At 44.5% G+C, this 24,991-nt stretch carries 23 protein-coding genes; 7 read left to right on the plus strand and 16 right to left on the minus strand.

What is annotated here, in order from left to right:
- Positions 1 to 7: 7 nt before the first annotated feature.
- The 6 genes from AAEY80_RS03350 to AAEY80_RS03375 all read right to left on the minus strand — a co-directional run bounded on the left by AAEY80_RS03350 (position 8) and on the right by AAEY80_RS03375 (position 6,732).
- Entirely contained in the window at positions 8 to 451 is a 444-nt protein-coding gene (locus tag AAEY80_RS03350) for a DUF2147 domain-containing protein (RefSeq protein WP_201565461.1), read from the minus strand.
- 256 nt (positions 452 to 707) lie between these two features.
- Positions 708 to 1,679 carry a glutathione synthase gene (gene gshB / locus AAEY80_RS03355; RefSeq protein WP_173238823.1) on the minus strand — a complete coding sequence of 324 codons (972 nt, stop codon included), beginning with the start codon at positions 1,677 to 1,679 and terminating at the stop codon, positions 708 to 710.
- Positions 1,680 to 1,736: 57 nt separating this feature from the next.
- Positions 1,737 to 2,456 carry an orotate phosphoribosyltransferase gene (gene pyrE, locus AAEY80_RS03360; protein WP_201565463.1) on the minus strand — a complete coding sequence of 240 codons (720 nt, stop codon included), beginning with the start codon at positions 2,454 to 2,456 and terminating at the stop codon, positions 1,737 to 1,739.
- 61 nt (positions 2,457 to 2,517) lie between these two features.
- Positions 2,518 to 3,531, minus strand: coding sequence for a hypothetical protein (locus AAEY80_RS03365; RefSeq protein WP_025652405.1), 1,014 nt, complete (start codon positions 3,529 to 3,531; stop codon positions 2,518 to 2,520).
- 57 nt (positions 3,532 to 3,588) lie between these two features.
- The gene (locus tag AAEY80_RS03370) at positions 3,589 to 4,428 is read right to left on the minus strand and encodes an SDR family oxidoreductase (RefSeq protein WP_201583028.1); all 840 of its coding nucleotides are present in this window, start codon (positions 4,426 to 4,428) and stop codon (positions 3,589 to 3,591) included.
- A gap of 108 nt (positions 4,429 to 4,536) precedes the next feature.
- Positions 4,537 to 6,732, minus strand: coding sequence for an Lnb N-terminal periplasmic domain-containing protein (locus tag AAEY80_RS03375; RefSeq protein WP_201583027.1), 2,196 nt, complete (start codon positions 6,730 to 6,732; stop codon positions 4,537 to 4,539).
- 183 nt (positions 6,733 to 6,915) lie between these two features.
- Between AAEY80_RS03375 and ampD the strand changes: the two genes are divergently transcribed.
- From ampD to AAEY80_RS03390, 3 genes are all read left to right on the plus strand, one after another.
- Positions 6,916 to 7,500 (plus strand): 1,6-anhydro-N-acetylmuramyl-L-alanine amidase AmpD, encoded by a 585-nt coding sequence (gene ampD, locus AAEY80_RS03380; RefSeq protein WP_374189998.1) that lies wholly within the window; start codon positions 6,916 to 6,918, stop codon positions 7,498 to 7,500.
- 309 nt (positions 7,501 to 7,809) lie between these two features.
- A complete protein-coding gene (gene murJ / locus AAEY80_RS03385) occupies positions 7,810 to 9,360 on the plus strand; it encodes a murein biosynthesis integral membrane protein MurJ (RefSeq protein WP_201583025.1) in 1,551 nt (516 codons plus the stop codon).
- Between the two features lie 127 nt (positions 9,361 to 9,487).
- Positions 9,488 to 10,120: a hypothetical protein gene (locus AAEY80_RS03390; protein ID WP_201565469.1), complete on the plus strand. Its 633-nt coding sequence runs from the start codon at positions 9,488 to 9,490 to the stop codon at positions 10,118 to 10,120.
- 84 nt (positions 10,121 to 10,204) lie between these two features.
- Here the strand turns inward: AAEY80_RS03390 and AAEY80_RS03395 are convergent, their stop codons facing one another.
- Positions 10,205 to 10,813: a GNAT family N-acetyltransferase gene (locus AAEY80_RS03395; RefSeq protein WP_201565470.1), complete on the minus strand. Its 609-nt coding sequence runs from the start codon at positions 10,811 to 10,813 to the stop codon at positions 10,205 to 10,207.
- 278 nt (positions 10,814 to 11,091) lie between these two features.
- Here AAEY80_RS03395 and ribF point away from each other — a divergent pair, with 278 nt between their 5' ends.
- The gene (ribF, locus tag AAEY80_RS03400; protein ID WP_201565471.1) at positions 11,092 to 12,132 is read left to right on the plus strand and encodes a riboflavin biosynthesis protein RibF; all 1,041 of its coding nucleotides are present in this window, start codon (positions 11,092 to 11,094) and stop codon (positions 12,130 to 12,132) included.
- 149 nt (positions 12,133 to 12,281) lie between these two features.
- Here the strand turns inward: ribF and AAEY80_RS03405 are convergent, their stop codons facing one another.
- From AAEY80_RS03405 to AAEY80_RS03420, 4 genes are all read right to left on the minus strand, one after another.
- Positions 12,282 to 12,521 carry a DUF2789 family protein gene (locus AAEY80_RS03405; RefSeq protein WP_101212337.1) on the minus strand — a complete coding sequence of 80 codons (240 nt, stop codon included), beginning with the start codon at positions 12,519 to 12,521 and terminating at the stop codon, positions 12,282 to 12,284.
- A gap of 214 nt (positions 12,522 to 12,735) precedes the next feature.
- Positions 12,736 to 13,725: a malate dehydrogenase gene (locus AAEY80_RS03410; RefSeq protein WP_173238815.1), complete on the minus strand. Its 990-nt coding sequence runs from the start codon at positions 13,723 to 13,725 to the stop codon at positions 12,736 to 12,738.
- A gap of 373 nt (positions 13,726 to 14,098) precedes the next feature.
- On the minus strand, positions 14,099 to 14,890 hold the full coding sequence (locus AAEY80_RS03415; protein WP_227688920.1) for a T2 family ribonuclease: 792 nt from the start codon (positions 14,888 to 14,890) through the stop codon (positions 14,099 to 14,101).
- A 514-nt stretch (positions 14,891 to 15,404) separates the two neighbouring features.
- On the minus strand, positions 15,405 to 17,429 hold the full coding sequence (locus tag AAEY80_RS03420) for a lytic transglycosylase domain-containing protein (RefSeq protein ID WP_264673013.1): 2,025 nt from the start codon (positions 17,427 to 17,429) through the stop codon (positions 15,405 to 15,407).
- A 667-nt stretch (positions 17,430 to 18,096) separates the two neighbouring features.
- Here AAEY80_RS03420 and miaB point away from each other — a divergent pair.
- Complete coding sequence (miaB, locus tag AAEY80_RS03425) at positions 18,097 to 19,590, plus strand: tRNA (N6-isopentenyl adenosine(37)-C2)-methylthiotransferase MiaB (protein ID WP_201606427.1); 1,494 nt, start codon at positions 18,097 to 18,099, stop codon at positions 19,588 to 19,590.
- Positions 19,591 to 19,693: 103 nt separating this feature from the next.
- Here the strand turns inward: miaB and AAEY80_RS03430 are convergent, their stop codons facing one another.
- From AAEY80_RS03430 to AAEY80_RS03445, 4 genes are all read right to left on the minus strand, one after another.
- Positions 19,694 to 20,431, minus strand: coding sequence for a LysE family translocator (locus tag AAEY80_RS03430; protein WP_201565474.1), 738 nt, complete (start codon positions 20,429 to 20,431; stop codon positions 19,694 to 19,696).
- A 141-nt stretch (positions 20,432 to 20,572) separates the two neighbouring features.
- A complete protein-coding gene (argE, locus tag AAEY80_RS03435) occupies positions 20,573 to 21,823 on the minus strand; it encodes an acetylornithine deacetylase (protein ID WP_025652390.1) in 1,251 nt (416 codons plus the stop codon).
- Positions 21,824 to 21,856: 33 nt separating this feature from the next.
- Positions 21,857 to 22,339, minus strand: coding sequence for a nucleoside deaminase (locus AAEY80_RS03440; protein WP_025652389.1), 483 nt, complete (start codon positions 22,337 to 22,339; stop codon positions 21,857 to 21,859).
- A gap of 59 nt (positions 22,340 to 22,398) precedes the next feature.
- Positions 22,399 to 23,064 (minus strand): UPF0149 family protein, encoded by a 666-nt coding sequence (locus AAEY80_RS03445; protein WP_025652388.1) that lies wholly within the window; start codon positions 23,062 to 23,064, stop codon positions 22,399 to 22,401.
- Between the two features lie 207 nt (positions 23,065 to 23,271).
- Between AAEY80_RS03445 and AAEY80_RS03450 the strand changes: the two genes are divergently transcribed.
- Together AAEY80_RS03450 and AAEY80_RS03455 are read left to right on the plus strand one after the other, a co-directional pair.
- Positions 23,272 to 23,712, plus strand: a complete 441-nt coding sequence (locus AAEY80_RS03450; RefSeq protein ID WP_350587894.1) for a hypothetical protein — start codon at positions 23,272 to 23,274, stop codon at positions 23,710 to 23,712.
- Positions 23,713 to 23,967: 255 nt separating this feature from the next.
- On the plus strand, positions 23,968 to 24,444 hold the full coding sequence (locus AAEY80_RS03455; RefSeq protein WP_101212328.1) for a cell division protein ZapA: 477 nt from the start codon (positions 23,968 to 23,970) through the stop codon (positions 24,442 to 24,444).
- A 96-nt stretch (positions 24,445 to 24,540) separates the two neighbouring features.
- Here AAEY80_RS03455 and AAEY80_RS03460 read toward each other — a convergent pair whose 3' ends face one another.
- Positions 24,541 to 24,903 carry a hypothetical protein gene (locus AAEY80_RS03460; RefSeq protein WP_350587895.1) on the minus strand — a complete coding sequence of 121 codons (363 nt, stop codon included), beginning with the start codon at positions 24,901 to 24,903 and terminating at the stop codon, positions 24,541 to 24,543.
- Positions 24,904 to 24,991 lie beyond the last annotated feature (88 nt).

Below are 24,991 nucleotides of genomic sequence, written 5' to 3' on the forward strand. Positions count from 1 at the left end.
TCAATGCTTAACGGTGTTTTAAAATACGAGTTTTACCCAGTAATGAGATGCCTTTATAGCCACGTAGCTTCAGCGTATCGCCTTGTAATTCTGCTTTTCCAGAAAAGGTTCTGCCAGTCTCTGGCTCAATACCGCTACCATTGACATATTTATTAGGATCGTTAGCATCTGGCTCTAAATCCCACAGCACCGTCGCTCCCGTCAAAGGCTTGTTTTTAAATTTACCTTTACATTCATCACAGACTTTTTTATTTTTGGCACGAGGGTCCAAAATCTCAACAATTTTGGCCGAAAGCTTACCGTTGCTTTCAGAAAACCTTAACACCGCATCGGGCTTACCACTATCGTTGTAAGTGGTCCATTTGGTATTGTTGAGTTGGTCTGCTGCACTGGCACTAAAACCCAATGCTAGGCCTGCGGTAAGTAAGAGTGATTTTGCAAATGTATTCATAGTACGTCCTTGTGTTATGAAAGAGTTGATACAGTGCTTGGTATCATCTTATAGCTCGATAATACTGTCCTATCATATAAAATTATGATAAATAATCAAGATATCTTAGCATAATTATTAGGTTTTTTATGAACATAAGTTTCTTTTCAATCACTCTTTTCTTACTACTAAAGCTTGATAGCTTTACAGTTTAATAATTATAAAGGTTAATGACTATTTAGCTCAAATAACTGTTTATTTGAAATAGCTATTGAACTTAGACAGCCAATTTATTTTCAATCGCTACGATAAAGTCTGTACCAATATCGGTGCCACATTGGTCATCAATCTCACGTACGCAAGTTGGACTAGTGACGTTAATCTCCGTAATACGGCCACCGATTAAGTCTAAGCCGACGAACATTAGTCCTTTTTCTTTGACGATTGGCGCGACCACTTCTGCGACTTGACGCTCAACGTCAGTCAGCGGCATAGCCACACCGCTACCGCCGGCAGCCAGATTACCACGGGTCTCGCCTTTGGTAGGAATACGCGCCAAGCTATAATCGATTACCACGCCATCGACGATTAGCACGCGCTTATCGCCTTGTTTGATCTCTGGTAAATAACGCTGTGCCATAATTGGCAAGGTCTCAAGCTCAGTTAATATCTCCAGCGTCACTCCAATGTTTGGGCTATCAGCAGTCAAACGAAAAATACCAGTACCGCCCATACCATCTAACGGCTTGACGATAACGTCTTGCTGTTCAGCGATAAACTTGCGAATATGCGCTTGTTTACTGGTCACAATCGTTGGGCTCATATAGTCGCTAAACCAAGTCGCAAACAATTTCTCATTACAGTCGCGAATTGCTTGTGGGTCATTGACCACCAACACACCTGCCGATTTGGCATGATCGAGCATATAAGTCGCATAGATAAAGCGCATGTCAAACGGGGGATCTTTACGCATCAAAATCACGTCATAGTCGCTGACTGACACTGTCGCCTTGTCGCCTAGCGTATAAAAATCTTCAGGATTGCGTGCAACGGTTACTGGCTGCGCATCTATCATCAGCTGCCCACGATCCAACCATAGATCATGTATTTGGCAATAGCCCAGTGTGTGTCCTCGATCTTGTGCTGCCCACATCATCGCAAGGCTGGTGTCTTTTTTATAATTAACCCGCTCGATAGGATCCATAATGACGAGTATTTTTAAAGATTTTTTTTGCTTTTCTTGGCTCATGATAAGGCTCACTTACGTTATATTATTATTAGAATAGATTCAAACTTCAGTACCCAACTATACACCGTACTGCGCGCGGTAATGCTGCATTTTTGCCAGTTGCGTCGCATCTTTATACTGACCGCTTTGTACGTCATGGTCATCCGCTAAATAGCTGATTAAATCGTCGATATCGACGAGTGCACGTACTGGTACTTTTAGGGTCGCAGCAAGCTCTTGAATAGCAGAATGATCGCTTTGGCCTTTTTCTTTACGATCAAGGGCCACTATAATACCGGCCACACTAGCACCTGCTTGCTCTAAAATATCGACCACTTCGCGCATCGCTGTGCCCGCCGTAATCACATCGTCAAGTACCCAAACGGCTTTGCCACTGACATCAGCACCTACCAAATTACCCCCTTCACCGTGGGTTTTGGCTTCTTTACGGTTATAACCCCATTCGGCATTAATGCCATGATGCAGCCATAACGCTTGCGCGGTTGCCGCCACAAATGGAATACCTTTATAAGCCGCGCCAAAAATAACCAGCTCTTGCTGCTCTGCACCGTTGTTGCTAGCTGCCATCTGTTCGGCCATTTGCTCAGCCAAGGCATCTGCATAACCGCGCGCTAGTAACGATAACATCTCACCAGTCGCAAGCAAGCCTGCATTAAAAAAATACGGGCTGATACGACCAGATTTAAGCACAAACTCACCAAACTTTAAAACTTGATTATCTAAAGCGAGTTGAATAAATTGGTGGGATGAGAAAGAAGGGTTTTGAGCATGAGACATTATGGCGTTCCTATCGTCGAAAAGAAGGTCAAAAAACTGGCATTATTGTACGCATTATTGGTCAGCTTGACCAACCATTGATGTCGTAATCCTGCATATTGGGGTAACGAGTCAGTAGCCCACTACGTGATGAACAATTAAAATAACACTGGCCATCATGGCTCACTTGTATGTCCCAGCCTAAATGATAAGCGGCAACAATGATATGCCCAGCAAATATGCGCATCTGACGATAAGCATGGCGCTGGGCGGGCTCACAAACAATTTGGCTAAGCAGATAGCTGCGTACATGCTGACAGATTTGCGCAGCGCTATAGCTATGATTGATGCTTTTGCGCGTACTACATTGCTTTAGGGCATGAACGGCGACACTACACGCCATAATATCCGTCGCCAAACTGCCCTCGCCTGTCTCAAACTGCTGCGGCTGCAAAACCACTTGCCAATCATCGGCATAGAGGCTGCTGAGTAATTCATCAGGATTATAGTGTTTGGTCAATGCACGCAGCGACGCTGAAGTACTTTTGGTGCTCTTATTAATCTTGTTCGGATCGCTCTGTAGCGGACTATCCGCAAGCGTAAAACCGTAACGATGCAGTTTTGGATAAGCACGAAGTACTTGCTGAATATCTGACATGTCCAACAAAGTCATATCGGTTAATGGCGATAATAATGGCTGCTCGCTATGATTGTGATAAAAGCTGTCGGGAAACTCAACAAGTTGGGCGGCATTGAGTAAGGACAAATGCTCAGTCAGCGCCTCTGAGGCAATAAGCGCCCACTTCGATAGTGTCGCCTCATTAGGCTGATAAAAGCGCGCAGAATTCCCATAAAGCCGTCGTAATTGACCATTTAAGCGTCGAGCAGGTTCTGGAATATCACTTAACGGACGTGCAGGATCAAGGGGCGATTGACTGGGATCAAAATTGGGATGGACGATTGCAGGCTGCTGTGAATCAGCTAGCATAGATGATTGCTCAGCCTTTTTTTGCACATGGTTTTCTGCCAGCTTACCGCCTTCTGCTGCCAGATTAGCATGAGACAAACGGTCATCAGAAGTAGAAGGCTGGGTCATGAAATCTCCATAAACTATAAAACATAAAAACAATTCTAATTAAATCAAACTATCATCTTACTCTTGATAACTCAAAATATCACGATAACCTGCTTGCCAGTCAGGATAATCCAGCCAAGCTAACGGAATGTTGCTATGCAAGCGCTTCCCCGTAACTGCTGTTTTTGAATGATCAATAGTAGGCGGTGTCTCACCTATTTGCTCGCTTAACCAAACGCCTAGCTCATGAGTGGTGACGGGCGCATAGTCAGTGGCGATATAAAGTGGCTTTGGTGCCTCAATGGTCAGGACGTTGGTGATAATATTGACCAAATCACGATCCATAATACGATTACTCCAGTGCTGTGCGGCTACTGGCTCTTTTTGTTTCTCTTTGGCCTTGCATAAGCGCATGAGACGCGCGCGACCATAAATACCGCTCGGACGAATGATAACGGCTTTATCGCCAAAGCCTTGTTGCAGCACTTGTTCTGCTTGCAAGATTACCTTTGATGCTTCGCGCTCAGGGCTGACAGGCACAGTATCTGCATCAATCCATTCGCCACTATCCTGACCATAAACACCCGTTGAGGAAATAAAAACAACGCGCGCAAGGTTGGTTAGCTTATCCGCAAACTCTGCTAAGTGTTGATTAATCGCCAAATAACTGTCGTGATAACCGCTGGTTGAATACTCATCAGGAGTGACGATAATTGCAATATGAGTAAATTCTTGCAGTTGGGCAGCGCTAAGCGTCAACGCATCAGCTTGCATAAACTTTGCATTACTATTCAAATCATAATGCTCGCGTTCATTGCGGGCAAGGCCTGTGACCGATGAGCCTTCCTCAGCAAGTTTATTGGTAACGGGCAAACCGATATCACCTTGTCCAATAATCAGTAAATTTTGCGTACTCATAATGCGTCCTTTCTTTAACAAAAGCCTTTTGGCACAAGTTTTTCATTACCAGTCTTTCACGCACCATCTAAAAATACTACTTATGAAGACAGCGGCTAGAAATAGTGGTTAGAAATAGCGTCTGTATGACAGCTGCACGTCGTCATTAGCATCGATGCGATCTTGCCATTCATAATTAGCATTAATACGTAATGCTTGTTTTTTATCGATATCGTATTGCAGACCTAACGTTGAGACCGGCTGCCAGTAGTGACCGCGAGCGTTAGAGTCATCACTGCTGCCATGATACCAATATGGCAATTGCAATTCAGCCTGCGCGCGTAACTGATTGTTAATCTGATAACGGCAACCAGCATTCACGCCTGCACCTACTCGAAAGCCTTTATTGATACCGCGCCCTGCTTGCCCCGTGCCTGATAGCAATGCGTAACATAGCTGCGGCGGCATCTCGCCAGTACCAGCGCTTGGCGTACCAAACGCCCACGACCAGCCCGTCTCATAGCCCACGCTCCCGACCAAATGATCGCTGCCAGCTTGCTGTGAGCCATCGTTTACTCGGGTTGCCTCGACACTGACACCCCAAGTTTTGCCTTGCTTAGCGCTATTTACCGGGTTAAATGAGCGGCCACGCAGCAGTGTAATGTTCTGCAAGACCACGCTGTCCAGCTGTTTATTGTTACTGTTGTCATCATTATCATAAAAGCGTAGCGTCGCTGCCAGCCCTTCTAAATTAAAAAACTGTGAAAACCCAGTGGTACGATCAAGGGTGTCATGAAAACCTGCACGCACACCCACATCGATATAGTTATTGTCACCGCGTTGTCCGACACCAATCTGCGCCATTTGCAATGGATGTCTATCTATTGGGTTATTGTTCGAAGCGACGATAGGCAGGTTGCGTATGGTTTGACCATCTGCTGACATACTGGATGCTGGATTGCGCTCTGCAGATTTGATCTCTTGGGCTGCCTCTTTAGGCAATGGCTGATAACCTAGCTTAGCGGCGACCTTGGCTTGATTGAGCGCGGCTTGACGCACAGTATCATCAGCTGGCGTATAACTAGGGTTTGCCAGTAAGTCTTCTTCATTAAGCAGCTGAATGACGTCAGAAGGTACGACGGCATAAGGCAGTCGGCTTAATAAATGCTGCTGTGGGCGTACGACGTCGATAAGACGTAAAACCTCAGAGGCGCAATTATCGGTGGTGAAGTAATACGGTAACTCTAACCCTTTGGTCTCCCAAACATGCAACATGATTTGCTGCACCTCGCTTGGGGTCAAATTCAACTGATACGTCCACGCATCACGCTCATCGTCTTTGAGATACTTCGCCAGCTTTTCTGGATAAGGATCGATTTCGATGGCGTTATCATAGCCACCTGTCATAGATTTGAAAGCATAAATCAAAAAGCTGTCGTCTGGATCACCATCGACCGTATAATTCAGCGCGTAGGCATGATGAATCTGACTGGGATCAGCCACACTGGCCTTTGAGTCAATACGCAATAAAGTATGGGCAAAGGCTGATATAGGATTGTCCAAATACTCTTCGGCAAACATAATAGACAGCTGCTCGGGCGCTAGTGTTTGCATCCACTCATTCAGCTCTGGACACTCAGCTTGCCAGTTTGTCTTATCAATATTTAGCGTATCAGTCAGCCATTGAACGCGCGCTGGGAAACGACAGAGCACCGAGTTATTAGCGGTATTGTTTTTAATCGCTGTGTTTTTTTTAACGGTCGTGTTAGGCGTCGGCGCTAATTCTTCAGCAAGGGCGACCAGCAACGCATCAAGCTCTGCACCTGAGTCTTGTTGACCTTTTTCACTCAAAAAGAAGCTAGCATCCTCAACGAGACTTGTGTCTTTTTTCTTACCAATTAAGTTTTTTTGATCATCAAAGAAGTACAATAAACGTCGCCATGTCGTATGCTGAGCTAGGTTTTCTGTTTTTGCCTTCTCGCGCCACGATGCTAGCAGCTGCTCGGCAGTAATGTTGGTAATACTACTGACGTTATTATCGACACCGCTAGTAGTTTTATTGGTGCGTGGCTGATCAGTGACATCTTTATTTGAGGTGCTATTTGGCTTGATGTTATTATCTAGCTCAGCATCAGCGTTGTTATCCAACGCTAACGCGCCTGTGGTCACAAGCTCTGCTGGCGTTGGCAAAAATGCCTGCGCTTGTGCCGTCAGCAACAGACCTGCAACCATTAATGGTAAACGCGCGCGCCTGCTCATCTTCGTTGGCGTATAATCTGTCGTCAACAGGTTGGAGTGCACCACAAGGTTTGAATATATAGACATGAGTAATATCTCGCACTGTAAGAGCCATACGCTTATCGCGTTATTGGGTCTATCTAATCGTCAAAAGAAGGTTATGATTAGCTGTTTTTTAAAAAATTTCGCTATTAATTAATAAAAAATTGGTAATCACGAGTATTTGCTACGCACTTATTAACCCCATAATAAAAGAGAGCACTTATGTCCATGACACCGCCAATGACTATCAAAGACGGGCGCTTATCCTCAGCCACTTGGCTTATGTCGCCGAACTATAATAAACGACCCGACAACCTGACTATTGACACCATTATCATTCACAATATTAGCCTACCACCGAATGAGTTTGGCGTCTGCGGCAGTGATGGTGTTCATTATGTAAAAGCATTATTTACCAATCAATTAGACTGGGATGCGCATCCTTATTTTCAAACCATTCAGGGCGCAGAGGTCTCAGCACATCTATTTATAGAACGTGATGGTGCTATCACACAGTTTGTAAACTTTGCCGAGCGCGCATGGCATGCAGGCAGATCTAGCTATCTTGGCCGTCCTGAATGTAATGATTATAGCATTGGCATCGAGCTGGAAGGGTCAGATTTTGTGTCCTTTACCTCTGTGCAATATGACACACTTGCAGCCGTTATCGCTGCACTATATGACGCCTACCCCAAAACCCGCCGCCACCTAACGGGTCATAGTGATATCGCGCCGGGTCGAAAGACAGACCCTGGCGATTACTTTGACTGGCCAAAGTTACGTGCGCTGGTAGGAAAAAACCTTACGGACTAGGCGTGTCCTCAATTCAACTGATAGCGATCTAAATGGGCTAAAAATGGTTAAATCTTGCCAATCATCGTTAAATAGCTAGGCAATATTTCGATATTATCCTTGTTTAACTACAGTTTACCTCACTTTTATCACCATTTTTAAAATGAGGACACGCCCTAGCTTATATAAGAATCCTGAACTAATTCCACATTCAATCCATTTATCTCGATTATGAAAATGCTATAATCCGTCAGTTTTTTGATAACAGCAACTCAGCAAACAATCATCAGTAAACAACCAGCAGTAAACAACTTAGCAAAATAGGGTCTCATGGCAAAAAGTCGGTTATTTCGCTCAACCATGGTCGTCAGCAGCATGACCATGCTGTCCCGTATCTTAGGTCTGGTACGCGATGTCGTATTATTAGGGGTGTTTGGTGCAGGTGGTCTGATGGATGCCTTTTTGGTCGCCTTTAAGATACCTAACTTTTTGCGCCGTCTGTTTGCTGAAGGCGCCTTTAGCCAAGCTTTCGTGCCAGTACTGTCCGAATACAAAGAAAAATATAGCTTACAACAGGTACAGATATTAGTCAGTCGTACCTCAGGCGCCCTGTTGTTGATTCTATCCATGCTCACTGTGGTCGTCATTTTGATGGCGCCGTGGGTAGTGACTTTATTTGCTCCTGGATTTGCTGATCAACCTGGTAAATTTGCCATCACCGCCGAGCTGCTGCGTCTTACCTTTCCCTATTTATTATTTATTTCTATGACCGCTTTTGCTAGCGGTATTCTGCAAAGCTACGGGCGTTTTGCTGCGCCCGCTTTTGCACCGGTACTGTTGAATTTATGTATGATTGGCGGCGCATTAATTTTTGCCCCTATGTTCGATACACCGATTATGGCGCTTGGTTATGCCGTTGCAATCGCCGGTTTGCTACAGTTTCTCATACAGCTGCCGCAGTTATGGCAACAAAAGCTGCTGGTCGCGCCTAAGATTGATTTTCAGCACGAAGGCGTTAAACGTATCTTGAAGCTGATGCTGCCTGCTATCTTTGGTGTCTCTGTCACTCAGATCAATCTGCTCCTCAATACTATTTTTGCCTCATTAATGATTGGCGGATCAGTCTCTTGGCTTTATGCGGCAGAACGTATGAGCGAGCTGCCGTTAGGACTGATTGGCGTAGCGATTGGTACAGTCATTTTGCCAAGCTTATCAAAGAGTGAAGCGCAAAAGGATGATGTTAGCTTTAAAAAGACCATTGATTGGGCGGCACGTTTAATCATATTGGTGGGTGTGCCCGCATCAGCCGCCCTATTTATCTTGGCTGATGTGCTGATGCAAGCGCTGTTCTTGCGTGGTGAATTTACCTTGCGTGATGCGCAAATGAGTTCGCTGGCGTTACGCAGTATGGCCGGTGGGATTTTAGGCTTTATGCTCATTAAAATATTTGCGCCCGCATTTTTTGCCCGTCAAGACACTAGAACGCCAGTAAAAATCGGTATCATATCGGTCTTTGCCAATATGGTTTTTAGTGTGATCTTTATCGGGATATTCTACTTTTTAGAGATACCTCTGCATGGTGGTCTTGCCCTTGCGACCACAGGAGCGGCCTTCGTAAACGCGGGCTTATTATATTATTTCTTACATAAGCGCGATATTTTCCGTTTTGGCAACCATTGGAAAAAGCTGTTTGCCCAGTTTGCAATCTCTACCGCCTCTATGGTTGCCATCCTTTATATCATGTTGCCCTACTTCCCAGCCGACGAGGCTCAGTGGCGACGTATCGCGGCTCTGCTCATTATGTGTGCAGTAGGTGCTTTGGTTTATGGGGTGGTATTACTAGCAACAGGCTTCCGTCCACGTCAGCTAAAGCATGGCTAATTTATCTGTGAATGTTGAATAAATGACTTACTAAACCAAAACAAGCTTAATATGAGAATTGACAGTGAATGCCGCTGATAGTTGCCATAATTGTTTATTGATAAATAAATAAAATCTGAGGGTTACTATGACAATCAAGCATTCGATGCTGCAACGCTTACCAATGCTAATAACCGCTAGTGTATTGAGCACTGGATTGCTCATCAGTGGTTGTAGCAACAACGATAATGTAGAAACAGATGGCGCAAACACAGCAAGCGATACAGCCGCCATCGCTGACAACCCTGAAATCGATGCAGCCAATCAAACGGCAGGCGTTGATACGAAGAGCACGGTTGCAGGCGAGCAAATGACTGATAGCGCTGAAGACGAAACAGCTATTGACAGTGACAATATTAACCCTGTGATAAGCGCAGATAAAGAAAACGCCAAGCAGCCAAGCTTAGTCACTAACCCGACTCAATCTGGTACGCCAGAAGACACGGTTAAGCAAGCATTAGATAGCTTATATCAAGGTGACGTGAAAAAATCAGCCGGATACTATAAAGTAGACATGGCAAACTTTGAAGCAGAGCTTGCTAAGACGCAATCTGCTTTTCAGCAAACCGTCGATGGCGTTACTATCCTTGATACGACATATAATGCTAATAAAACTCGTGCAACCATCACTGGTGAGCTGATGCTAAAGGGTCAGAGTGAGCCCGCACCCTTGACTTATGAATTGCAAAAAATAGCGGGGCAATGGAAAATTTTGGGTTAAGACGCCACCCTGTATTCTTCCATGAGCAATTTAGAAAAAACCACTTTTTTAAAGTGGCTTTTTTGGCAATACTTTATCTCAATCTCACAACAATTCATCTGCTGTCACTGCTTTACCTAGCATCACGACATCAGCGATAAACCCTTCCATATCGCAAACTTTTGGCATGTAGCCCCACTGCTCAAAACCAAACTTACGGAACAGTCCTAAGCTTGGCTGATTATGGGCGAACACAAGGGCGACGATATTGTTAATACCGAGGCTTGGCGCTTGTGTCACCATCCAGCGCATCAGCGAGCTACCCAAGCCCTGCCCATGATAGTCCTGATGCAGATAAATACTAATTTCGCTGCTGATATGATAGGCCATACGTGCGTACAGATCACTATAGCTGCCCCACGCCACTATCGGCGCTGACGCTGTTTGCTCTGCGCTTTCGCCAGCCGTCGCCACTGCTCTCACGACATAAATAGGTCGAGTAGCACTATTTAAATGCTCATCAAACCAAGCCTCGCGCTCTTCACAAGTCACGTGTGTCAGATTGGCCGTTGCTTGTTTGCCCGCGATGCTTTGATTATAAATAGCCAAAATCTCTGATAAATCGTTCTGACTTGCACGCTCGACAACGAACGAATCGTTTAGATTATATTTTGATGAAATAGGCGGTATAGTAGTCAGGGCAACGTCAGTCATAATATCTCCATCGTTAATGGCGTGGTTGGTAATAGCTGCTGGTAAGTGACAACCATTAAGTGCTGTCCATCTGCAATAATGTTGGTAAATGAACTATCTATTTAATTGATACAGCAGTGATAAATAATGATACTTATCGCCTCTTACTTCGATTATGGAAGGACTATAGGATGTTAGTAGGGCTATTTTACTTTATAATGGCTGCTTTTAGACACATCGATTTTTAGTATAGGTGTGTTTTTTCGTTTTTTATCTGGTCTTATCATAGCTGAAAACTTATGAATACCTACTTTCTTGAGCAACTGATTGCGTCGCCGAGCGCTTTGCCTACCAACACTAGCCCGATAGACCTAGCACCTTGCGTGTTGACTATCGGTAATTTCGATGGCGTCCATCTGGGTCATCAAGCGATGCTGTCCCAAGTTCGGGAGATTGCCCAAGCACAAAACCTTGGCTCTGCCGTCATGATATTTGAGCCACAACCTCGTGAGTTTTTTGCCCCTGACACTGCCCCTGCGCGCCTGACCAATTTGGCAGAAAAACAAGCATTGCTCGCCGAATATGGTGTTGAAACTTTGATTGTAGCAGGCTTTGATTCTGATTTTCGATCGCTATCGGCCAAGGCCTTTGCGGATATTTTGGCACTGCGCTTAAACGTCAAATCCTTGGTGTTGGGTGATGACTTTAAATTTGGTCATGACCGTACTGGCGACAGTCAGTTTTTGCGGGATTATGGCTTAGATGTGACCAACCTACATACGGTTACTGATCGTAGTGAAAAAGCGGCACGTATTAGCTCCACTCGCGTTCGCGACTTATTATTGGCTGGCGACCTTGACGCTGCTAATGCGCTACTTGGTCGCGATTATGCCATGACAGGATTGGTAGTCGGCGGTGATAAAATCGGTCGCACTATGGACTTCCCTACGGCGAATATTGACTTAAAACGCTTAAAGCCAGCCTTACATGGTATATTTGCCGTCGATGTGGTGAGTCTAGATGATGATGGCGAAGTCATCACCAATGGTTTGACTGCACAAGCAACTGATGGAAAAATAGGCGTGGCAGGCTTGCGTCCGCATAGCTTATTTGGCACCGCCAGCATTGGTATCAGACCTTCTATTGATAAAGAGCATAACTGGCGTTTGGAAGTGCACTTTCCAGAGTTGCAAGCGGATTTGTATGACCTAACTCTACAGGTACGCTTTTTACATTACCTACATGGTGAACGTCATTATGATGGCTTAGAGGCGCTAAAAGTCGGTATCCATAACGATGTAAAAGCGTTACTCGAATGGCGAGCCAAGCAGCCTAGTTAGCATCTTAACTAAAATTATTATAATTGAGATATAGAACAGCAAAAACCCACAATTTTAAATTTATAGAATTGTGGGTTTTTTAATCGACTTATTATTTGTTTTTAAACTTATAGTCAAAATATCCTAAAAACGCGACGGTATTGCTGATTTTATGCGTCTGGATGCATCCGCACATTTAGCTCATCAATAGTCTCAACCCATGCAGCATCTTGCGTCCACTCTTCTTGTAAAAACATCCGTTGACTGTCATTCCAGACATCAGATTTTATCAACTCTTCGTTTTTAGTCAGTTGATGCTTCTCAATAAAACTACTAATCGCTTCGTCAGAGCTATCTAGTCCTAATTGGGCGAATAACTCATTCATACTATATTCAGGTTCACCTAGCATACTTTTTCTCCTTAAATACTACCAGTTTAATTGTCTTTATTATTTAGAATACACCACTTCATTGTAGCAAGCTTGAGACTAATAGCTGTTAATCAACGTTTAGCTAACGTTAGCAATTGTATTGATGGTTACTCAAGACATAAAAAAGCCCTCTAATGACAGAAGGCTTCTCTCTATACTACTTTTAATATTACTGTATCAATAGATTATCTGCTTATGGTAGCAAATGTGATACTGCATCACGCTCTTCGCTAAGCTCTTGTTCAGTGGCTGCCATCTTCTCTTTTGAGAAATCCGATGACACGTCAACGCCGTCTACGATAGACCAGTCGCCGTTAGCACAGGTCACTGGGAATGAGTAGATCAAGCCTTCAGCAATACCGTATTCGCCGTTTGAGTAAACGCCCATAGAGACCCAATCATTCTCATCGCTACCTAGCGCCCATGTACGTACATGGGCAATGGCTGCGTTGGCCGCAGAAGCAGCAGATGATGCACCGCGAGCTTTAATGATTGCAGCGCCGCGTTGTTGTACTTCTGGGATATAAGTACCTTCGTACCACTCACGATCGACTAAATCTAGTGCTGGCTTGCCGTTTACAGTTGCAGCCGTTAGATCTGGATACTGAGTTGATGAATGGTTACCCCAAATGATCATTTTTTTCACGTCATTAACGGTGCTGTCCGTTTTGCCAGCCAACTGTGCCATCGCACGGTTATGATCTAGGCGAGTCATAGCCGTAAAATTACGTGGATCTAAATCTGGTGCATTACGCTGAGCGATAAGCGCATTGGTGTTCGCAGGGTTGCCGACGACCAATACTTTTACATCACGGCTAGCAACGTCGTTCAGTGCTTTACCTTGCGCTGAGAAAATCGCAGCATTGGCTTCTAGCAAATCTTTACGTTCCATACCTGGGCCACGCGGACGTGAACCGACTAGCAGAGCATAGTCAACATCTTTGAATGCAACGGTCGCATCATCAGTTTGAACGATACCGGCCAATAATGGAAATGCACAGTCTTCTAATTCCATGACCACACCCTTTAGGGCGTCAAGTGCTGGGGCGATTTCAAGCAATTGCAAAATAACTGGCTGATCTTTACCTAGCATCTCACCAGAGGCAATACGAAATAACATAGCATAGCTGATATTACCAGCGGCACCAGTGACGGCAACACGTAAAGGCTGTTTCATTGACATTGAATACTCCCTAATTATAGATTAGATAATTCACGATTCTAATGAATAGTTCTGATTAATGATTCTAATGGATGGTTCTGATTGATGAATATCGTTTGAGATAGCGATCTGCTCACTGTATATAGCAGTCATAAACCGATAGCTAGTGTAGCACCTCAGCCTATTAATCGTCTAGAGAAAGCAAGAAGGCTATGCACGACTATATTGTTACATTTTATACGGGTAGCAAGACAAAGCTGATAACAAAGCCTTTGGTATAAAGGTTTAAGAATAAAGAGAAGGGGATAAAAAAAACAGTGTTAGCAACAATAATTTAAGAGCAATCCTGTTTGTAAATTAACACATATCAATCAATTAGCCGTCGCAAAGGACGTTACTTACCACCTGAAATAATGAACTTTTTGCCGCAATTGTCTACTACCTCATTACAGCTACCAAATTCGCTACCTTCATAGCAAACGTGGACATCGGTCAATATTGTCTGACGTCGACTGCCCGCTTGGCAAATTAAGTCGATGCTAGAAGCTGGCATACCACTATTAAGGCGGGTCATCTGCCCAATAAAACGTGATTTTGAGACGGTATAACTGTTGCCCGTATTCAGCTCGTTAGGCAGTTTTAGAGCGCTGGCATAGTTGGTGATTTGGCGAAAATAATTGCTGGCACTCAATGGACTACAGGCACCATAATGTTGCCATACTTGGCTACGTACCGTGGTGTCTGGCATGATGCGATTGACAACTTTTAGCTGCAATGGGGTCAGACGTGGCTCGGCACCACGCCCGCAGCGCTCGCCATAACCCATATCCAGACCTGATACGGTTAACGAATAACCCTCTAAACATTGACGCATACGCGCTCGTGTTGGCTGCAAGCTACACAGTGCCGGTGTCATCTCAATCATCAGTACCCGCTGCCCGCTTTTAACAGCGCTGGCCGCATGAGCTGGCATCAGCATCGCGCTTTGTAGCACTAGCAAGGCAGTACCGCTCATCGCCGTATACCCTTTATCCTTACACTTTCTACTTATCGCAGGCTTTTTGCTTACTGCATCGTCGTTCAACAATGCAGATGACTTAATCGGCGTTGATGTCGACAGCACATCCACCCGCGTCTGATCCGGTAACTGACGATTAGTTTGCGATAATCTAGCGTGCACTGACATAGTCAGATTGAAATATTTTTTGATCATAAGGGATTAAGGCATCTAGCAATGATAAAAGAGTGGGTAAGCTTGGATAAAAGTAATTAAAGTAGCAATATTCATCAAACCAAGCTAAAAATAAACCAACAAAAAATACGGACACTAACTAAAGCAATGGTAGCAAAATGCTTTTTTTAATCTATAGCAGAAACGTAAACATCACTTAAGTGTCGCTTAAACAGAAGAAGTAGCATGAAAACTGCTTAGAAGACAAACAACTATGGGGAATGAAAAGTAATATCGAACCATCACGCACTGCTGATATCAATTTTTCTTGCTTGCTGTGCCTGCGCAGACGGAGGCGACAAAAAATTGATATCAGCAATAGCGTCGCGTTTTTAGGATGTTTTGACTATGCCTTGCAGAAGAACAACTGATTGGTGCAAATACAATTTGTATTTAAAAATAAATCGGTAAAAAAAAGAAACCATTAACAGTTTATCGTTAATGGTTTCTTTTTTGCTAAGTGAGCACTTTAGAATGCAGCAGGAATCGTTCCCATGCGTTGACTAATAGGCTGACTACGACCCAATAAGCTACTATAAATAGTGGCGTTTTCCATGACATGCTTCACATAATTGCGCGTTTCCGGAAAAGCAATTGACTCAACGTATTGGTCAGCATCGAGTGAACCATAAACTGGCTGCCAGCGCTTGGCATTATTAGGACCTGCATTATAGCCGGCTGTTGCCAGTACTGGCTGATAGTTTAATTTGCCCAAGATATCACCCATATACCAAGTCCCATAACGGATATTGGTATCGCCACTGTTAGCGCGACTGGCACTATAAGTCTCACCTAAATTACGGGCGATATATTTTGCTGTATCAGGCATGACTTGCATCAACCCACTGGCACCAACACCTGAGCGCGCTGAGGCTACAAATCGACTCTCTTGACGCATGATGCCATAAGCCCATGCCGGATCAATCCCCGCTGATTGGCTGTAGCGAACGACGGCATCTTGGTGCGGCATCGGATGCGATAAAGCCAAGCTGTCGACTCTGTCAGTATTGTCCACAGCATAAATTGCTCGATCGAGCCAGCCCATGTCATGTGCCAAGCTCGCCGCAGCGATAATCAAATTATCATCACGATTGTCACGTGCTTGCTTGACAGCCCAATTCCATTCACGATTGGCATAGGCACGACTGGCATCAGCATTGTATAAAGCAAACGCCCGAGCGAAGTTAGCGTTTTGCATGACGCGTGCACGATCGGCAGTACTGACATTTGGCAAGTTGCTACCACCCAAACGACTGGCATCAAAACGTTGACCGGCTTTGTCTTTTGCCATTAAGCCGTAATACTCATTACTTTTTGCCAAATTCTGATACATCTTCTTAGCGGTATTGCGCTTGTTAGCATCGCTTGATTGCTCATAAGCACGTGCCAACCAATATTGCCATTGATTGCCTTTTTGCGTTTCACTGTCCATGTGAGCGATGGCCTCGACCACATCATCCCAACGCCCAAAGCGAATGGCCGCCATGGCGTAGTCTTCGGCTTCTTCAAAGTTAAAGTCATCGTCTAAGCTACTACGGAACCAATCAACCGCCTCAGCATTAAAGCCATCATCGGTATTATGGTTCATACGTTGCACCCCAAGGGTACGATACGCATAGCGACGCGTCTCATCATTTAACAATCTCGCTGAACGCTGATTGTCTTGCTTGATATCAAAATCTAGCTGCAACGCGGCTTCACGATAAGATTTATCTGCTAGGCGACCCATCGCATATAAGTACAAGTATTGATTGGTTTGACTGTTTGGCTCACGGGTAAAACGGGTAAAAAATGAAGACGGGCTCAGCTGAATCTCACTGAGTGCAGAATAAGGAATAGGCGTGCCCAGACGTGACGACAACGCCATGATATCGCCCGTTTTACCCTTACGTAGCATGCGCTTCAGGCGTGCCGCTCGATCTTGATTGCTAATCATAGGGTTGTTGTTCATCTCCATCGCCAGCTGATCACACAAGGCGGGTTGCTTTTTGGTCGTCAGCCAAACATCCGGCTTGGCTGCCATGGCGCGCATGGTATCGCCACCATTATTAAACCCAAGCGCAACGGCGCACTTCTCACTGGCATCGGCATTGGTGATCAAATTTGCCACTTGGCGTACTGAGGCATAATCATTAGAGCCTGCTTTGGTTTCCGCAAAATCAGCCACGAGCTTTTCGGCCATGACCGTATCTGGATATTGACGCACAAACTGCGACACTGCTGCCGAGCTTTGGGAATTTAGATCTAAATTCATCCGCCAGTAAGTCGGATACATCGCAAACAAACCGCCACTCATCATTTGCTCATAATTATAGAGCGCACTGACATCACCACGATCGGCGGCGATGGCTGCTGCCGTGAATGAGTCAATACTGCTGTCTTGCTGATAAGTGCCGTAAGATACTGGCTCAGCACACGCCACCTGAGACAAACCTAAGGCGCCCATTGCCGTGGCGACACTCAGCGCTCCAATGCGCAGCGATCTGGTATTCATAGGACTGGCTTGCTCGCTAGTCTTGGCTGTGGGTATGGCATTGACGTCATAACTGTCGCTATGGTTACGTTTGGCAGCGCGGCGCTTTGTCATACTTACTCTCTTTATCATCGTAGTGGTATTTAATCGTTGGCTTGTCGGTGCTTATCTTTGTTGAGGAAATGTTTTATCAAGAATAATGTTTTGTCGAGGACACTCTTAGAATAGGCTCATCATACTATAGTTGTTTAACTTTCAACCAGCATCCTTACCATTTGTTAATAATTAGGACAGCAGCACGAAACATAAAAGTGATAGAAGCATAAAAATGATAATAGTATGGCTAACTCGTAGAGATAAACAATAAAATTTTCCATAATAAGACAAATTAGCTGCGCCTTACCAATATCCACTACTTACGGTAGTAATATTGATCCGCCTTAGCACTAATTTATGCATGCCTACCTTTAGCATCAACAACAGTACAAGCTAAATACTTTATGAAAGGTTAGCGATTTTCAATCTCTGCTCTATTATTGATAAGCAATTGATACTATTATGAATAATTTATCCTGATTATAATCGAAAGCACACGCTTACTTTTCACATTGGCACAGGGTTGTGATAAAATACGCCACCTGTTAATCGCTTACCCCGCTACATTTTAGTCAATCATGGACTTATCCTTATGAGTGTTACTGTATTTAATCCCCGCATTAATGACGCTGCCGTTGCTGAGACGACTGTCACCGCGCCTGCTGTCACTGCACTCAACGAGCCAAGTTCAGCCCAAACGCCTGTCAATAAAGCGCCGACTAAAAAGGTGTTTGTCACCACGCAGGGCTGTCAGATGAATGTCTATGACTCTGGCAAAATGCTCGACGTGCTGGGTGATTCACACGGTATGGAAGTGACGCACGATATCGACGAAGCCGATGTGCTGCTAATGAACACCTGCTCCATTCGTGAAAAAGCGCAAGAAAAAGTCTTTTCAGAATTAGGTCGCTGGCGCAAGTTAAAAGAAAAACGTCCTGACCTCGTGATCGGTGTCGGCGGCTGTGTGGCCTCGCAAGAAGGCGATAACATTCAAAAGCGCGCACCTTATGTCGATATGGTTTTTGGCCCACAAACCTTGCATCGTTTGCCTGAACTCTATGATCAATCAAACGAGCAACGTGAAATTGCGCCTAAGAATCGTATCGGTACGGTAGATGTATCCTTCCCTAGTATCGAGAAGTTTGACTTTTTACCTGAGCCGCGCGTTGAAGGCTATAAGGCCTTTGTATCCATTATGGAAGGCTGCTCAAAGTATTGTTCATTCTGCGTTGTTCCTTATACGCGCGGTGAAGAGTTATCGCGTCCACTGGATGATGTATTAGCAGAGATTGACAGCTTAGCTGAGCAAGGCGTGCGTGAAATCAATCTATTGGGTCAAAACGTCAACGGCTATCGCGGTCAAAAAGACGATGGCAGTATTTGCCGTTTCGCTGAATTATTACACTATGTCTCACATGTCGATGGTGTCGAGCGCATTCGCTATACCACCAGTCATCCGCTAGAGTTCACTGATGACATCATTGACGCTTATGCCAAATTACCAGAGCTGGTATCGCACTTGCATCTACCGGTTCAAAGTGGCTCAAACGCTATCTTGGCGGCAATGAAACGTAACCATACTATTGACGTTTATATCAATCAGATCAATAAGCTTAAAGCCATTCGTCCTGATATCCATTTGTCGAGTGACTTTATTATTGGTTTCCCCGGTGAGACTGAGCAAGACTTCCAAGATACGTTGAACTTAGCAAAAGAGTTAAATTTCGATCACTCTTACAGCTTTATCTATTCGAAACGTCCGGGTACGCCAGCAGCAGAATTACCCGATGATGTGAGCTTCAAGACTAAAAAAGAGCGCTTGGCTGAATTCCAAAAAGTCATCATCGACTCAACGCTCGCCAAAACCCATGAAATGGTTGGCACTACTACTCGCGTATTGGTTGAGCAAGTCGCCAATCGTCATCCTGATTGCTTAATCGGTACGGCGGATAATACACGTACGGTCATGTTCCCTTATGACGTTGATACAATGGATGAAATGTTGGGTAAAATCGTGAGCGTACGTATTACTGACTTTGTGAGTCCGCATATGGTGAAAGGTGAGCTAGTCGAGGTATTGGCTTAAATTTTTAGAAAAATTGAATGAATGAAAAAGCCGTTCTCTATTTAATAGTGAACGGCTTTTTTATGAGTAAGCCCAAGGCCTGTTAAATTACTGACAAAGACCTTTAAGCCATAAAACTATTCAACACTTCAGCCAACAAAGCCACGGCAATTAAGAGAAAGATTACCCCACACGCACGATTTAACCACGCCAAGCGATTACTCACATTGAGCCAACTTGCCAGCTTTTTACCACCTAAGGTATAAATAATCTGCCAAATTGTCTCACTCAAAAACAACCCTACCGTCAATAGAATATATTGTGGCCATAGCGGCGCGCTGAAATTAATGAATTTAGGAAAGAAAGCGGCAAAGAACAAAATAGCTTTAGGGTTAGACAGCGATACCCAAATACCCGTACGAAACAAGGTAGTATTACTTGGCGATACTCTAACTGCTGCACTAGAAAGGGAGCGTGGCTGCGGCGTATTTTTATCATTAACAGACTCAATCGTATCAGGATAGTCAGCCGCCACTTCTTCGCCCATTTCGCGAGCATCATTCATCAAGCTGCCCTCGCCTGCATCACGCCAAGAGCTAATACCCAAGTAGATTAAATATACAGCGCCGACGGCTTTAATCACTGTCAGCAACCAAGGTGATTGGCGACTGATCACATCCAATCCAAGCAACGTAGAAAGTAGCAGAATGAACAAACCGAGGCTTAACCCTGCCAGCGTCCATAGCGTCCGCTTCACGCCGTAGTTCATACCATATTGAAACGCTAAGAGCATGTTGGGACCAGGGGTCGCCGAGATAAAAAACGTACTTGCAAAAAATACCGCAAACAGATGCCAAGACATCGACCAACCCCTACTCTTTTATTTAGAATAAATTAAATACGCGAAAAAATTAAAAAAATAAACACCGCCATAAAGACGGTGTATTTTATGCTAGCTCGCGACTTACTGATAATAGAAAAAAGCTGTTTCTGATTTAATCCATCAGTTGACTGTGCAGCTGTCTAATAACTTCTGTAAAAACCCATCACAACGCGCAATTTCACTCAGTTCAACGTATTCATCAGCTTTGTGCGCCTGCTCAATACTACCAGGACCACAGATGATCGTTGGGATACCACTATTGGTAAACTGACCACCCTCAGTCGCATAAGCCACTTTATGACGTTGGTCGTCTCCTGTCAGTGCTGCTATTAACGCTTGTAGCTCAGCGCTGTCGCTATCGGTCATTGCTGGTACGCTTTCTTCTTGCATCAGCTCAATACCCGTCTCCGGCGCGCGTGCTTGCATTTGTGCGCTGAGCTCTGTAACCTTCGCCTGAATCGGCGCAAGGATATCGTCTTGGGTCATGTGCGGCAGATTGCGATAGTCAAAGGTAAACTCGCATAGATTGGGGACAATATTGGTCGCCGTGCCACCTTTTATTGTGCCTACAGACAGTGTCGAATAAGGCACATCAAACAGTGCATCATTATCACTACGATGACTGATCTCTTCCGCTAAGGTATCAACATAACCGATCAAACGACTGGCATAGCTGATAGCGTTGACGCCCTGTGCAGTCAATGACGAATGCGCAGACTTGCCATGCACACGGCAACGATAAACCGCGATGCCTTTATGTGCCACCACCATCGTCATCTTGGTCGGCTCGCCAACGATACAATAATCAGGGGTGATACCCCGTGCTTTTAAATCTGCCAATATTAATGGTGCACCCAAACAGCCTACTTCTTCATCAAATGATAAAGCCAAATGTAATGGACGACGTAGCTGACCATTTTTAGATAGTTTTACCGCTTGTGGCAATAAAGTTAATGCACAGGCGATGAAGCCTTTCATATCACAAGCGCCGCGTCCGTATAGCTTGTCGCCACGTATCGTCGCGGTGAACGGCTCGGACGTCCATTCTTGCCCATCGACTGGCACGACATCAGTATGACCAGATAGCACGAGACCGTGATTGACTTCGTCAGCGTTTGCCCCTGCTGGCACAGTAACGAACAGATTGGCTTTATTTTTGGCTTCATTAAAGGTCAAGTCTACTGTTAAGCCCAATTGCTCATAGTAAGCTTGCACATCTTCAATTAATGCTAAGTTTGAATACCGACTGACGGTATCAAAGCCAATTAAGCGCGTTAGCCAATCAATACTTTGGGTGGGATAAGCAGTAGTTGCCAAGGTTTGTCTGTTATTATCAGTGCTATTATTATCGATGCTGTTCTTTATAGTCATAAAACATCCTTATTACGGTATAAAATAAAAGAGCTACCCTCTTTGCAATGAGCGACGCTGTAACGCTTTGACTTCTTCATCCAAGCCTGCAATCGGACCTTCTACTGGTACGTTTGGCGTAATTTCTTGAATACTCAATGAGTTGATGGGCGATGTTGAGGTCACGCCCATCTCCTCCATCCATTTTCCTAACTGCTTTGAGGAGCTAACGTAGACGATACGACCAAGACCTGCCCATGCATGAGCCGCCGAGCACATGGCACAATGCTCACCTGAGGTATAAACCACGGCTTTGGCACGCGCATCCGCTGTCATGTTTTGCGCGGCCCATTGTGCAACAGCAATTTCAGGATGATAAGTCGCGTCGACCGAATTAGCACGGTTACGATCTTCGCGTAATACCTGACCATCACTATCGACCAATACGCTACCAAAAGGTTTATCACCCGCTTCTAGCGCTTCGGCTGCAAGCGCCACACAGCGACGCAAATGCTGCATATCATGGTCAGTTATCATCTCAGACTCCTCTTTATTCTTTTACCGCAACACATCATTTGTATTGCCAATCACATCACTTATGATGGATGATTTTGATTCATAATATCAACGACTGGCGGCATTGGTTTTGGCTTAGTATTAGAAGCCTTACCTTCAGCTTGTAGCTCTTTGGTGGTTTTGGCATCGATAGCCAGTCCCGAAATCAGCGCAATATCTTTGACAGGCTTACGCTGGCGGGTGGCAAAGCTCACTGGTACCATACGCGCAAACTCATAGATATGCAGATAAGACTCTTCACCACCTTCAAAGTCTTCGTCATCTTCTAAACGAATCCCGCCGATTTTAGCCAAATCCGATAGCATCTCGTTTTCTTCGCCACTCAGACGGCAGTCAGTAATACCAAAACCCGTCATAAAGCCATTCGCCCACTGTTTCAGTGCCATCACGCGCTCGTACAAGTCATGTTCATCATCTGGTACCAGCGGCGTATACGAATAAGCGTCGTCTTTGTCTTTTAACTGAAACACGGTGTCCTCTGCTTCTTCAGTCAACAAGGTTAGTGCTTCATCAGGCAATGGCGCAAAACTCAGCTCCTCAAACACCTTGGCCCATACCTTTTCATCAGGTGCATCGCAAGCGGTCATCAGTCCCGTCATTAAGCCGTGTACCTCACTGATAGACACGTCAGTCCAATCGTCAAACGCGGCCAGCCATGTATTCCAGCCAGAGATATTATCATTCATAATAGATGTCCTAGTAATTGATTAGTAGTGTTAAATAGAAACAGATGCCGCGCACTATCATTAATAAAGCGGCGGCTGATAGAAGTTACGAAACAAAGCGGCATACAATTACTTTGTTGATATAGATATTATGCGGTCACCTATGGCATTATTAAACGCAGAGAACAAAATTCATTCACGCTTACTTGTTAAGGATAAAAACTGACTATGTATGATCAACTTAGAATATTAGAAAAAATGATACTCGACATCAAAAAACAGTATCAGCTTGTCAGTGCTGAACTTAGCAGCCTCAAACAACACCCTGTTACCGATCCCAAAGAACTTACCGCACTGCAGAGCAAGCTGGATAGCAGTTATACAGAACGTGACGGTGCCAAAAAACAGCTGAACGATCTCGATAAGCGCTATCAAAATCTGGCAGAGGCCCATCATATGATCGGTGAAGAGCAAGATAAACTGCAAAAGCAAATCAGCCAATTACAACAAGAAAACAGCGAGCTGCTACAGCATAATAATGAATTAAAGCAGCAGTACAGCGATATCAAACAGCAAAACAGCGACTTACAAAAGAAGAATCAGTTGGTCGCTGAACGGACGCAAGTGGTGTTAAAACGCTTAACCCGTATCGATCAAGCAGAAGGTTGATACATAGCGGCACGAGATAGTCAGTGGTGAGTTTGGCTTAAGTCTTTTTGCTTAAATAACTTTATTATCGATAAAAGCCACGTTGACTAAGTGCCTTTATTATCAACTGTCTTAGCTATCAAGTGCTTTAGCTATTAAGTGCTTTAGTTATCAAGTACCTTCATTATTAAAAATACAGCGTTGATTAAGCCACTAGACTCACACTTATAATCTCTTATATTACTCACTTTAATGACATATATTGTAGGATTTATCATGACTGATGACCAGACCAACCCTTTAAACAAGCAAGCGCCAAACAATCCATCACAAAATAACCAACTACCAACCAATGGGCTTAAATCCCAAAGAATCGCGCCAAATACTTCAGCTGCAAATACTTCAGCTCCACAGAGCGGCGCTGCTAAACCTGCGCCTAAAACAAACAGCACTCCTGAGCCACAAATCAAAAAAGTAGATATTGCGATTGCTGGGGTGACCTATCCCATCTATTGCCCAGTGCACGAGCAAGAAGAGCTACACTCAGCCGTCTCTTATATCAATAATTATGCGCTCGACCTAAAACGCGATGCGCCAAGCCTAAGCCAAGAGAGCTTGCTAGTACTGTGCTGCTTAAATTTATACGAGAAAATTCATACTTATCAAAGAAGCGATGAAGATCGTATTCAAGGAGATAAACAGTCTGAAGCATTGCTCAATAAAATCATGAAAGATGCACACTCTATCTTGTAAGTTTGTACTGATATTAAATTAGCATTCTAAAAAGACAAGCGCTTAGCTGATGACAGCTAAGCGCTTATTTTTTGACGATAACCAGTAAACACTGCGTTAATCTGCAGAGCTATAAACCTTGCCAGCATGAAAGTCCGCTTGATGCTCGTAGTTGCAAAAGAACAGTTCTTTATTAACTTGCGGATTGCTGTCACTTGAATTACTGTCACTTGAATTACTGTCACTTGAATTACTGTCACTTAAATGACTGGCACTGTCGCTACTTGCCACCAAGTTCGGCTTAGTTTCTAAGACGCCGCGATATTCAGCCAAGCTGTTACCACAAAAATCGCAGTGACGCGGTGTGGTCACATCACCATCTTTTGGCATCATGCTTCTAGGCGCACGCGGGTACATAAACTTATAAAAGCCCCACATCACAATCCAGATAATAATTATCATCATAATAGCAGCGAACACAGCATTGCTCCTTAGAGTATGGATTAAGACTTTATAAACTTAACGCTGCAGGCTGAGCGCATAGATACGGAAGATACTGAACGAATAG

This window comes from Psychrobacter sp. 78a-MNA-CIBAN-0178 (assembly GCF_040309625.1).
GTDB classification, from domain to species: Bacteria; Pseudomonadota; Gammaproteobacteria; order Pseudomonadales; family Moraxellaceae; genus Psychrobacter; species Psychrobacter okhotskensis.